Genomic DNA, 11542 nt, shown 5'->3' on the forward strand with positions numbered 1-11542 from the left:
CTTTTAAGCGATTGCAAGTTTTTTCACATTTGCCTATTTTAAGTTATTCATAATGGATCAGGAGTTCATTTCTAAACCGCCTTCGATCTAGCATACAATTACTCATATCTCTTAAACTTTTCATGCCAGTAAAAACAGAAAAGCTTTTATAAGAATGCTTTTTATTGCTTTTAAAGCATTGGTCCGTTTATTGCCTTTCTTAATAAAAATTGGGATATACAACTGAATGATTACGACTATATAATGGGGTACTCATGATGAAAAGTGCTGGAGGTGACTTACTTGCCGGTAAAGAAAATGTATGTTTTATCATCTATATATGCATCCTCATGAGGTAACAGATTTATACACGACTGACTAAATGAGGAGTCAGTTCAAGAATGAGGTATGCACTATAAAGTGATGCAGACATGGGAATAAAACACCAAAACAAATACTAATTGAGAAACTTTTATTTGAACGCTGCCATTATTTACTAATTGTTACATTTATGGGTTTAAATCGGAGTATACCTATATTATAAAATAGATGTTACTTCTTTTCAAATATATATACGGAAATTTCTTTATAAATATAAAATCTTTAGTTAATCAAAAAAGAGTTCATTTCTAATTTCCATACTAAAAACCCCTCTGGTTTATCTCAACCAAAGGGGTCAAACTTTAAGACTATATTTTACATCTGTAGTTTATCGGTAATTTACTAAACCTACTCCACAGTAACACTCTTCGCAAGGTTGCGCGGTTTATCCACATCACACCCGCGATGCAGCGCAGCATAATAAGCAATCAGCTGCAATGGCACAACAGAAACCAACGGAGCAAGCGCAGGATTGACTTCCGGCAGAACGAATCTGTCATCCGCGTCGTCCAGGCCTTTCAGCGAGATGATGCATGTGTTCGCTCCGCGTGCCGCAACCTCTTTCACGTTTCCGCGAATGCTTAGGTTGACGTGCTCTTGTGTCGCCAGAGCAAAGACCGGTGTTCCTTCTTCGATCAGGGCGATCGTTCCGTGCTTCAGCTCGCCGCCTGCGAAGCCTTCCGCTTGGATGTAAGAAATCTCTTTCAGCTTCAGGGCGCCTTCTACACATACGAAGTAGTCAAGGCCGCGGCCGATGAAGAAAGCGTTTCTTGAGACAGTCAGGTATTCGCGTGCGATCATTTCCATTTCGTCCTTCTGGTCGCAGAGAGCTTCCATGGCGTTTGCAGCGATACCTAATTCTTTAACTAAGTCAAAGCCGATGTCAACGCCGTTACGTTCTGCTGCTACGGACGCAAGGATCGCTAAGACGGCGATTTGGGCCGTATAGGCTTTTGTTGAAGCAACGGCGATCTCAGGGCCTGCGTGCAGAAGCAATGTGTAGTCCGCTTCACGGGAAAGTGTTGATCCCGGCACGTTTGTGATCGTCAGCGCTTTGTGCCCTAACGCTTTTACTTGAACAAGCACGGCGCGGCTGTCCGCTGTTTCTCCGCTTTGAGAAAGGAAGATAAAGAGCGGCTTCTTAGACAGAAGCGGCATGTTGTAAGAGAATTCACTCGCTACATGCACTTCAACCGGTACGTTTGCCCACATTTCAATATATTGTTTCCCGACAAGGCCTGCATGGTAGCTTGTTCCGCATGCCACGATATAGATGCGGTCCGCTTCCGCTACGGCGTCAGCGACATCGCCCGCCACGGCAAGCTTGCCGTTTTCGTCTTGATACGTTTGGATGATTTTGCGCATCACAAGCGGCTGCTCATCCGTTTCTTTTAACATGTAGTGAGGGTACGTGCCTTTTTCAATATCACTGGCGTCAAGCTCAGCGATATAAGACGCACGTGTCATGATGTCACCGTCTAGGTTTTTAATCACGACTTCGTCTTTAGTCACAATGACCATTTCTTTGTCTAAAAGCTCCACATATTCATTCGTTACTTGAAGCATAGCCATCGCGTCAGATGCCACGACGTTAAATGTATCTCCAAGACCGACTAATAGAGGACTTTTGTTTTTTGCGACATAAATGGTGTCTGTGTTTTCACCGTCAAATAACGCAATTGCGTAAGAGCCTTTTAACAGGGTAAGTGTTTTGCGGAACGCTTCTTCTGTCTCGAGTCCTCCAGTCACAAATTGCTCGATCATTTGAACGACTACCTCAGTGTCTGTATCACTTTTCAGTTCAACGTTTTCAAGGTATTCGCGCTTCAGCTGAACATAGTTCTCGATCACACCGTTGTGAACAAGTGTAAAGCGGCCGAGTGCGCTTTGATGCGGGTGAGCGTTCAGGAAGCTTGGTTCGCCGTGAGTCGCCCAGCGTGTATGGCCGATTCCTGCTTGAGATTCAACAGTTGAATCCACCACTTCACGAAGGTCGGCGATGCGGCCTTTTTCTTTGTACACATGCACGCCCTGCTCGTTCGCCACAGCGATACCGGCAGAGTCATAACCGCGATACTCAAGCTTCTCCAATCCTTTTAACAAAATCTCTTTCGCATCAAGCTGACCGATATAACCTACAATTCCACACATATTTTCTTCCTCCTAAAGGTGTAAAAGGAGACGAAGAAAGTCAGATAACAAGGGGACTTTCCATCGTCCCCTCCCACATGTTTTTTTGGAAGATCATGTGATTTCTCTTTGTTCGGAGAGTCGCCTCACCGGTTTGAAGAAATCCTTACGGCTGTGACCTAACATAAATCAGCCGGGAGGCATCCGCCGAAAATTCGATAACCTCCATCCTCGTCAACTAAGCCGTTTTTCGGGCGCTTAGTTCGGGCGCTATAATTATAAAGATGCAAACAATGCCGCCTTTCCTGAGAATGAAAAACAAAGGCTGAACAAGCTTGATTTTACAACATGTGCCAAGGACGGTCAATTGTTTTTTGCTGCCCTTGGCATCATGTATTACTATCATTTTATGCCAATCCCGCTTGTCTTGTTCGCTCTCTGTTTATAAACTTCGCTACTCCGCTCCCATTTCTGTCCGCACGACATCCACAATTCTTGTGACATATTTGTCACAAAGTTCTTTTGTTCTCGCTTCTGCCATCACGCGGACGAGCGGCTCGGTGCCTGAAGGGCGCACTAAAATCCGGCCGTCGCCGTTCATTTCTTTTTCCACTTCAGAAATAACAGCCTTTACCTTAGTGTTTTCTTCAACCTTGTATTTATCCGTCACTCTCACATTCACTAACAGCTGCGGGAATTTTTTCATTTCATCCGCAAGTTCTGAAAGGGTTTTTCCTGATGCCTTCAATGTATTGACCAGCATAATCGCTGACAAAAGGCCGTCGCCGGTTGTGTTGTAATCAAGAAAAATAAGATGCCCTGACTGCTCGCCGCCGACATTATACCCGTCTTTTTTCATTGCTTCCACGACGTAGCGGTCGCCGACTGCCGTTTGAACGCTCTTGATGTCATCTTTCTCAAGCGCTTTGTAGAAACCGAGGTTGCTCATCACAGTTGATACGACTGTATCATCCTTCAGGCGTCCTTCTGATTTCAAATACTTTGCGCATATGTACATAATTTGGTCGCCGTCGACAATGTTTCCTTTTTCATCAACGGCAATCAGACGGTCGCCGTCCCCGTCAAACGCAAGGCCGATATCGGCGTTTTTTTCTTTGACGAAGGCACTTAACGCTTCCGGATGCGTAGAGCCGACGCCGTCATTAATATTTAAACCGTTCGGTGACGTTCCCATTGTGGACACGTCCGCGTCCAGATCAGCAAACAGGTGTGTCGCGATGGACGACGTAGCCCCGTGGGCGCAATCAAGCGCTACATGAATGCCGGTGAAATCTTCGTCGGCAGTCTGCTTTAAAAATTGCAGATATTTTTGAACGCCTTCAAAGTAATCGTTCACAAGCCCGAGCTCCGCGCCAGTCGGTCTCGGCAGCTTATCCTCCGGTTCGTCCATCAAGCGTTCGATCTCTGCCTCCTGCTCATCAGAAAGCTTAAAACCGTCACCCCCGAAGAACTTAATTCCGTTATCCTGCACAGGATTATGAGAGGCGGAGATCATGACGCCCGCCTCTGCATCCATTGCCTTCGTTAAATAGGATACGCCCGGCGTGGAAATGACGCCGAGACGCATGACTTCAGCTCCGATTGATAAAAGTCCGGCGACAAGGGCTCCCTCCAGCATATGGCCGGAGATACGTGTATCGCGGCCGATCAGTACTTTCGGGCGCTGTTTGTCTTTTGTCAGGACATACCCGCCAAAACGCCCCACTTTAAAGGCCAGCTCTGGCGTAAGCTCGCTGTTGGCAACACCTCTTACACCATCTGTTCCAAAATACTTGCCCATTTTGTATCGCTCCTTTTTCATTCTGTTGAAGAAGAATCAGCATTTGATCCGTCTTCATTTTGGTCTTGATTTTGATCCTGGTTTTGACTTTTATTGTTATCGCTGTCAGTGTCGTCTTCCTGGTTTTTGTCTTTGTCATTTGTGTCTCCGCTGCTGCCGTTTTGATGATCGGAATTGGCGGAGCTGCCGTCATTTTTATTTGAATTTATGCTTTTCTTTGATGTCAGCTTTATTTTGGCGGTCTTTTTTGACAGGGACCATGTGATGTTTTGCGGTCCGTTCACTTCAAGCTTTACTGAATGCTCTCCGTCATTTAAGTCCGAGACATTGGCGTACAGCTCAATATCTGATTTCTTCAATGCCTTAATATTGTCCGGAGAGCCTTTGGCTGTGACGTTGACCGTTTGCGATTTTGGATCGAGAAACTCAATTTGCTGCGAGCTGTTCAGCCCGACTGTCTTAATCGCGACATCATCAAAATCCTGCTTGTCTTCACTGTCCACCTTAACATGAAGCGAAATTTTTTCAGGCGAAACCTTTGTGACACCCTTCGGCAGCGGAATGTCCGCATCTATGTCCGTACCCTTATCAATTTTGCTCAAATCAAGCGAAACGCCGTCAATGAATTCAAGTGAATCCAAGACATCCTGCGGACCGTAAACCGTCACTTCGCTCGGGCTTGAGTCGATACTGGCGACACTCACTCCGTCCGGAAGGCTTCCCTTCCTTTCAATTTTAAAAGGAAGCTTTTTGCTGGGGCTTGCCACCGGAACGGTAACTTTAATCACTGACGGTTCAACATCAACAGGAAGTGCGTTTCCGTCTTTGTCATAGACAGTCACCTTCACTTCCTTTTCTATCGTCTCATCTGCATTTTCAAGGTTCACGGATGCTTTGACAAGCGAAATGTTATCAATCACATTTTTGGAACCGGTAATCTGCACGTTTTTCGGGCTGATGATCGGCTGCTGCGGGGTATAACCCGTCTTCATCTTGCTTTTATTGTAGTATTCGACGTCAACGGGAAAACTCTCAGCCGTTTTTTCCTGAATCGTGACTGTCGTGACTGACGGATTTATGGATATCGTCAGGCCGTCCGATACGTTTTTAGCCTTCAGCTCGACTTTATGCGTGCCCGTTTTCAGGTTATTCATATCAGCGTAAATCTCAAAATTCTTTGTCTGTCTCGCCTTTTTCACCGCGCTTGTAGAACCTTTGATAGTGACATTAACCGTCTGAGGAACACCCGTGACGACGTAATTCGCTTCATCATAATACGCTTTTACGGGAATATCAGTCAGCGTAGCCTCGTCTGTTGTTGATGTCGGAAAGAAAGATTCCCCCGGTTTTTTCGGAGTCGGCGCCTGGTTGTTGTTAACCGCAACATAAAGCAGCAGCGCAAAGAGCAATGCAATGATCTTTACAGCCCAGCGGTTGTTTAAGAATTTATCCATTTTTCTTGCCCCTCCAGTACCAGCGGTTAGAAGAAGTATCTCTGGCGTTTTTCTTAAACTCGGCTTCGAGCATTTCTTTCAGTGCGTCTTCCGTCAATTCTCTGTGAAGGTCTCCGTTTCTGGCCACACTGATGTTGCCGGTCTCTTCAGACACAATAATGGTTAAGCTGTCCGTCACTTCACTGATGCCGACGGCCGCTCTGTGCCGCGTCCCAAGCTCCTTTGAAATAAACGGGCTTTCAGACAGCGGCAGATAACACGCCGCGGCAGCAATCTCGTTATTCTTCATAATGACCGCTCCATCGTGCAGCGGCGTATTCGGGATGAAAATATTAATCAAAAGCTCCGAGCTGACCTTCGCATTAAGCGGAATGCCTGTCTCGATATAATCTCCCATTCCCGTATCACGCTCAATCGCGATGAGAGCGCCGATACGGCGTTTCGCCATGTAGCTGATGGATTTTGTAATCGCTTCAATTGTTTTCTGCTGCGCTTCCTCCACGGGCGTGCCGCTTCTTGAAAAAAACCGCCCCCGGCCAAGCTGTTCAAGCGCCCTTCTCAGCTCAGGCTGGAATATAATAATAATCGCTAAAAATCCCCATGTTATCGCTTGGTCCATCAGCCACTGCAGTGTGCTGAGTCCCAAATATGAACTGGCCATCCGGACTAACACGATGACGACGATTCCTTTTAAAAGCTGAACCGCCTTCGTTCCGCGTATGACCATGATTAATTTATATATCACATACCAAACAAGGAGAATATCAACGGCATTGCCGAGGTATTGCAAAAATGGGATGTCCTCAAAAGCCATTTCCTCGTCCTCCAAGAATTCAGTCATTTCGTTTTCGTTATGGATTGTGCTGTATGAGCATATGTACTTCACATAGCGTGCTCATTATACCACATTTTGATTTCCCAAGTGAAATGAGCCTCCGCCCGATGCTTATTTTACATAGAAAAAAAGAGTAAAGCGAAAACTCGCTTTACTCATCTCCATTTGGGTCCAATGCGCTAATGGCACCTTGGCCCGCCGATTTCAGTTCATACCAAACCCAGTCAAACAATTGGTTAATTTCTTCAATTTGCCCGGTGACTTGTCCGGCTGAGGCCATGTATTTTTCTCCATTTACCACGGTCACATCGCCGTCTACTTTTCCTTTAATGATCAGCTTGCCGTTTTTCACAGTGACATCGCCCTTTACGGTCTCGCCTTCAGGAACGGTAACCGTGTGATTCTGGACGACAAGATTCGGCTGTTTGGATACGCTGAAATTGTGGTCATTATGCCAGCTGTTGAAAAAACCGCCGCCCATTAAAATAACAAAAACCGCTGCGGCTGCAATCATCGGATGTGTTCTGAACCATCGTTTTACAGAAGCGCGTTTCTTCTCTTTTGGGAGATTCGCCATGACGTTGGCAGTAAAATCAGCAGGGGCTGTGACATGCGATGTGCTCCTGACGAGCGCAATGGATTTCTCCATTTCGTGAAAATGCCTTTTGCAATTCTCGCATGACTGCAAATGTTGTTTTAATACGTTCTCATCTTCAGGAAGGATATCTCCATCAAGATGCTTATGCATAAGCTGCACAATCTGTTCAGGACAGCTCATTTCATCACCCCACTTAAAGATCCCTTAATTGTTTTCTAAGAGCCTCTCTGCCTCTGTGTATCCTTGTCTTTACCGTGCCGACAGGGATATTCAGAATCTCGCCGATTTCAATTAATGAGAGTTCGTCAATATACTTTAATACAATAACCGTTCTGTACTTGTCAGGCAGCTTTAATATTTTTTTCTGGATCGTGTCTGACAGCTCCAATGACAGCACTGCGTCTTCAGGGAGCACACCGTCCGCGGCAATTTGCGAATACATCGTCAGACCCTCTGCTCCCGCTACCTCTGCATCCAGATAATAATCAGGCTTTTTTTTACGAATGCGGTCAATAGTCAAATTGGTCGCAATTCTGTAAAGCCATGTTGAAAATTTCCGGTTTATATCAAAGCTGTCGATATTGACATACGCTCTGATAAAAGCTTCCTGCGCAATATCCTCCGCTTCGTGAACATTGCCGAGCATGCGGTAGCAAAGCTGATATATCTTGTCTTTGTACAGATCAACGATGTCTGCAAACGCATTTTGATCGCCTTTTTTGACTTGCTTGATTCTTTTTCTAATCATGTTTTCCATGTTTTATCTAACCTCTGCCCTTCACCGGTCTGTATGTATACGTCGTTTGTTTTAAAAGGTTTCATTTTTTTGATAAATTTATTTTACCAAATTTCAGGCAGGGTGTAGATGGAAAATACAGAATATACTGCCTTAACAGCAGCTTAAAAATAGTATATCCGATGAATAATCAGAAATCGAAGTAATTCTGCAATAAAAAAAAGACACCTTTTTCAGCAAAAGGTGTCCGTGACTGGGCTAGCTGGATTCGAACCAACGCATGACGGAGTCAAAGTCCGTTGCCTTACCGCTTGGCTATAGCCCAATAATGGTGGAGGGGGGCAGATTCGAACTGCCGAACCCTGAGGGAGCGGATTTACAGTCCGCCGCGTTTAGCCACTTCGCTACCCCTCCGTATTCTATTTGAAAAACAGTGCCGGCCAGAGGACTTGAACCCCCAACCTACTGATTACAAGTCAGTTGCTCTACCAATTGAGCTAGGCCGGCAAATATGGTGGAGGATGACGGGCTCGAACCGCCGACCCTCTGCTTGTAAGGCAGATGCTCTCCCAGCTGAGCTAATCCTCCATATGACCCGTACGGGATTCGAACCCGTGTTACCGCCGTGAAAGGGCGGTGTCTTAACCGCTTGACCAACGGGCCGTTGTGTCTGCTTCGAGCTGACAAAAGTTATTATATACAGGTTGTACCCCTTTTGTAAAGAGGAATTTTATTTTTTTTATTTTCAAACTTTTTTACCCGTTTTTTAACTGAAAAACTCTTCTCTCTCCTCCCATTTATTTTATGATAGATCTATCACAGCATATTGGAGGGACCTATTCAGATGATCTTAGTCAGCTCTTGTCTCGGCGGAATTGAATGCAGATATAACGGCTCTCACGCCGCATCCGAAAAAATCCGCAGGCTTGTGGAAGAAAAGAAAGCTGTTATGGTTTGTCCCGAACTTCTGGGCGGCTTCACCACTCCCCGCGAACCGGCGGAAATTATCGGCGGCACAGGCGAAGACGTAACGGCTTTATATATGGACGGCGCGGCCAAAACATTAGCGTACGCAAAAGAAATAGGGGCCGACACCGTCATTCTAAAAGAAAACAGCCCGTCCTGCGGCAGCAGCTTCATCTATGACGGTACATTCTCAGGCCAAAAAATATTCGGCGACGGCATCACTTCCGCCCTTTTAAAACAGGCAGGCTGCCGCGTTATATCAGAAAATGAGCTTGATCAATTGTAATAAAGGAGAGATCTGCCTTGGACGTAACTCTGTCCTTCTATAAACCGGAACACTTAGACGACCTGAACGGTTTCGTCCTGAATGAAGAAGATAAGAAATTTTCCGCTCTCCCGCGGGAAGTCCTGACACAAGCCATCGTTATCCGGGACCGTTATCCGGCAGTCATTTTAAACGGTGACCGTCCCGTCGGCTTTTTTATTTTACATACATCCAAAGAGACCCTATCCCCGTATACTAACAATGCTTTTGCCATTTTGCTGAGCGCTCTGTCCTTACACGCGCCGCATCAAGGAAAAGGCTATGCCAAACAAGCTATGATGAAGCTTCCCGCTTTTGTCAAAAGCTATTTCCCGTGGTGTGATGAAATCGTGCTCGCTGTTAATCAACTTAATCTTCGTGCAAAACACCTTTACCAGACAACCGGTTTTATTGATAAAGGGCGCCGCAAAATCGGCCCGATTGGAGAACAATACATTTTGCATCATTTTTTATGAAAGCGTTTGAAATTTTATTTCACAAAAAACCGATTTTTATTGAAACATTATGTCAAAAGCCCATATACTTCAAGTAATAAATACTTGGGAGGTAAACATATGACAGACCGGCTGAACATTCACAAACTGACGACAGAAACAAGAAATCCGCAAACCGCTTCTATCCATCAAGCAGACACAATGGAAATCCTTCAATTCATCAATCAAGAGGATTTCAAAGTCGCAGAAGCCGTGCAGCAGGTTCTTCCGGATATCCAAGCCGCAGTCGAATTCGCGCATGAATCATTGCAGAAAAAGGGCAGGCTGATTTATGCGGGCGCAGGGACAAGCGGCAGACTCGGCGTATTAGATGCGGTTGAATGTCCGCCTACCTATAGCGTGAGCCCTGAGACAGTCATCGGTCTGATGGCCGGAGGAGCAGACGCCTTTTTGCGTGCTTCAGAAGGAATAGAAGACAGCGAAGAAGCCGGAGCTGACGATATAAAATCCATAGGTCTTACCGAAAACGACACGGTAATTGCCATTGCAGCAAGCGGGCGGACGCCGTATGCGGCAGGCGTGCTGAAATACGCCAATACAATCGGCGCCAAAACCGTTGCACTGACATGCAACAAACATTCACTCATTGGCAATTATGCTGATCACAGCATCGAGGTCATCGTCGGCCCTGAAGTGATTACAGGCTCAACACGAATGAAAGCGGCAACAGCACATAAAATGATTTTGAACATGATTTCCACAGCCGTCATGGTGAAAAGCGGCAAAGTATACGAGAACTTAATGGTGGACGTTCATGTCAGCAATGAAAAACTGAAAGAACGGGCGATCGGCATCATCCAAACGATAACGGGTGCCCCGTACGACACGGCAAAAGAAACACTCGAAACCGCCGATCTCCACGTCAAAACAGCGATTGTTATGCTGAAAACCAATTCGGATGAAAAACATGCCGCAGCATTGCTCAAAGAAGCAGGAGGCTTCATTGACAAAGCCATTGAGCACCATCATTCCATGTAAGGAGAGACGCAATTGGCCAACGGCGGATTATCAATTATTCAGGCAATGAAGCACAAGCTCCCCCCGTCAGAACGCAAGCTTGCCGACTATATTTTACAGCATCCCCATGAGACGGCCGATAGCACTGTCCATGACATCAGCGCCTCTGCCGGCACAAGCGGAGCAGCCGTTATCAGGTTATGCAAATCACTCGGCTTAAAAGGATTTCAAGAGTTGAAAATGCGAATCGCAGGAGACTTGGCAAAGCCTTCAGCCCAAGGCTACAGAGACATTCAGCCGAATGAGCCGCTCAGTTCCATTTCTGAGAAATCGGCAGGCAATGCCATCCAAGCCATCCAGGATACTGCCGGCATCACAGACTATAAAACACTCAAACAAGCGGTATCAGCACTATCACAAGCCCGCGCCGTCCACTTCATCGGCGCAGGCGCTTCAGGACTTGTCGCCCGGGATGCCCAGCAGAAATGGCTCCGCGTCAATAAACAAGCGACTCTTTTTCCGACACGCATCTCGTCGCGTCATTAATCGCAAACGCCGGCAAACGGGATATTGTATTTGCCATATCATTTTCAGGAGAAACTCAGGAAATAATTGAACTCGTTTTATTGGCAAAACAAAAAGGCATACAAACCATAAGCCTGACAGCATTCAGCCAAAACGCAATCTCATCTCTGGCGGACATTTCTTTATATACCGCACACTCAAATGAAGCTCCTTTTCGCAGCGCCGCCACTTCTTCCCGGTTAGCCCAGCTTTTTATGATTGATATATTGTTTTTAGGCATGGCCTCGGAGGAATACGAGGAAACCATCGGATATATTGATAACACAAGAGAAGCCATCCGATTGATGAGACACACATAAAG

9 protein-coding genes, 5 tRNA genes and 1 pseudogene are annotated in these 11542 nt (G+C 46.0%); 4 read left to right on the plus strand and 11 right to left on the minus strand.

Annotation, left to right across the window (positions count from 1 at the left end; translation table 11 throughout):
- Positions 1-708: 708 nt before the first annotated feature.
- The 11 genes from glmS to J7E26_RS12115 all read right to left on the minus strand — a co-directional run bounded on the left by glmS (position 709) and on the right by J7E26_RS12115 (position 8577).
- On the minus strand, positions 709-2511 hold the full coding sequence (gene glmS, locus J7E26_RS12065) for a glutamine--fructose-6-phosphate transaminase (isomerizing) (RefSeq protein ID WP_214804197.1): 1803 nt from the start codon (positions 2509-2511) through the stop codon (positions 709-711).
- Between the two features lie 433 nt (positions 2512-2944).
- Complete coding sequence (gene glmM, locus J7E26_RS12070; protein WP_214804198.1) at positions 2945-4291, minus strand: phosphoglucosamine mutase; 1347 nt, start codon at positions 4289-4291, stop codon at positions 2945-2947.
- A gap of 17 nt (positions 4292-4308) precedes the next feature.
- The gene (gene cdaR / locus J7E26_RS12075) at positions 4309-5745 is read right to left on the minus strand and encodes a CdaA regulatory protein CdaR (protein ID WP_214804199.1); all 1437 of its coding nucleotides are present in this window, start codon (positions 5743-5745) and stop codon (positions 4309-4311) included.
- Positions 5738-6559 carry a diadenylate cyclase CdaA gene (cdaA, locus tag J7E26_RS12080; protein ID WP_214804200.1) on the minus strand — a complete coding sequence of 274 codons (822 nt, stop codon included), beginning with the start codon at positions 6557-6559 and terminating at the stop codon, positions 5738-5740. The genes cdaR and cdaA overlap by 8 nt, the downstream gene beginning before the upstream one ends.
- 172 nt (positions 6560-6731) lie before the next feature.
- Positions 6732-7358: an anti-sigma factor family protein gene (gene rsiW, locus J7E26_RS12085; RefSeq protein ID WP_214804201.1), complete on the minus strand. Its 627-nt coding sequence runs from the start codon at positions 7356-7358 to the stop codon at positions 6732-6734.
- A gap of 13 nt (positions 7359-7371) precedes the next feature.
- Positions 7372-7935, minus strand: a complete 564-nt coding sequence (sigW, locus tag J7E26_RS12090; RefSeq protein ID WP_214804202.1) for an RNA polymerase sigma factor SigW — start codon at positions 7933-7935, stop codon at positions 7372-7374.
- 232 nt (positions 7936-8167) lie between these two features.
- Positions 8168-8239: transfer RNA gene (locus J7E26_RS12095), tRNA-Gln, on the minus strand.
- Between the two features lie 4 nt (positions 8240-8243).
- Positions 8244-8328 (minus strand) — tRNA-Tyr (locus tag J7E26_RS12100).
- Positions 8329-8348: 20 nt separating this feature from the next.
- Positions 8349-8421, minus strand: a tRNA-Thr gene (locus J7E26_RS12105).
- A 5-nt stretch (positions 8422-8426) separates the two neighbouring features.
- Positions 8427-8502, minus strand: a tRNA-Val gene (locus J7E26_RS12110).
- A 3-nt stretch (positions 8503-8505) separates the two neighbouring features.
- Positions 8506-8577: transfer RNA gene (locus J7E26_RS12115), tRNA-Glu, on the minus strand.
- A 181-nt stretch (positions 8578-8758) separates the two neighbouring features.
- On the opposite strand from J7E26_RS12115, the gene J7E26_RS12120 reads away from it, so the two are divergent.
- The 4 genes and pseudogenes from J7E26_RS12120 to J7E26_RS12135 all read left to right on the plus strand — a co-directional run bounded on the left by J7E26_RS12120 (position 8759) and on the right by J7E26_RS12135 (position 11540).
- Complete coding sequence (locus J7E26_RS12120; protein ID WP_214804203.1) at positions 8759-9166, plus strand: 2-thiouracil desulfurase family protein; 408 nt, start codon at positions 8759-8761, stop codon at positions 9164-9166.
- Positions 9167-9183: 17 nt separating this feature from the next.
- Positions 9184-9660 (plus strand): GNAT family N-acetyltransferase, encoded by a 477-nt coding sequence (locus tag J7E26_RS12125; RefSeq protein ID WP_214804204.1) that lies wholly within the window; start codon positions 9184-9186, stop codon positions 9658-9660.
- Between the two features lie 99 nt (positions 9661-9759).
- Positions 9760-10677: an N-acetylmuramic acid 6-phosphate etherase gene (gene murQ / locus J7E26_RS12130; protein WP_214813383.1), complete on the plus strand. Its 918-nt coding sequence runs from the start codon at positions 9760-9762 to the stop codon at positions 10675-10677.
- Positions 10678-10689: 12 nt separating this feature from the next.
- Positions 10690-11540, plus strand: a pseudogene (locus J7E26_RS12135) (MurR/RpiR family transcriptional regulator).
- Positions 11541-11542 lie beyond the last annotated feature (2 nt).

This window comes from Bacillus sp. ISL-51 (assembly GCF_018613535.1).
Taxonomy (GTDB): domain Bacteria; phylum Bacillota; class Bacilli; order Bacillales; family Bacillaceae; genus Bacillus.

Coding starts and splice junctions, on each gene's coding strand:
- glmS (WP_214804197.1), bottom strand. CDS start 2,511: ATGTGTGGAATTGTAGGTTATATCGGTCAGCTTGATGCGAAAGAGATT.
- glmM (WP_214804198.1), bottom strand. CDS start 4,291: ATGGGCAAGTATTTTGGAACAGATGGTGTAAGAGGTGTTGCCAACAGC.
- cdaR (WP_214804199.1), bottom strand. CDS start 5,745: ATGGATAAATTCTTAAACAACCGCTGGGCTGTAAAGATCATTGCATTG.
- cdaA (WP_214804200.1), bottom strand. CDS start 6,559: ATGGCTTTTGAGGACATCCCATTTTTGCAATACCTCGGCAATGCCGTT.
- rsiW (WP_214804201.1), bottom strand. CDS start 7,358: ATGAGCTGTCCTGAACAGATTGTGCAGCTTATGCATAAGCATCTTGAT.
- sigW (WP_214804202.1), bottom strand. CDS start 7,935: ATGGAAAACATGATTAGAAAAAGAATCAAGCAAGTCAAAAAAGGCGAT.
- J7E26_RS12120 (WP_214804203.1), top strand. CDS start 8,759: ATGATCTTAGTCAGCTCTTGTCTCGGCGGAATTGAATGCAGATATAAC.
- murQ (WP_214813383.1), top strand. CDS start 9,760: ATGACAGACCGGCTGAACATTCACAAACTGACGACAGAAACAAGAAAT.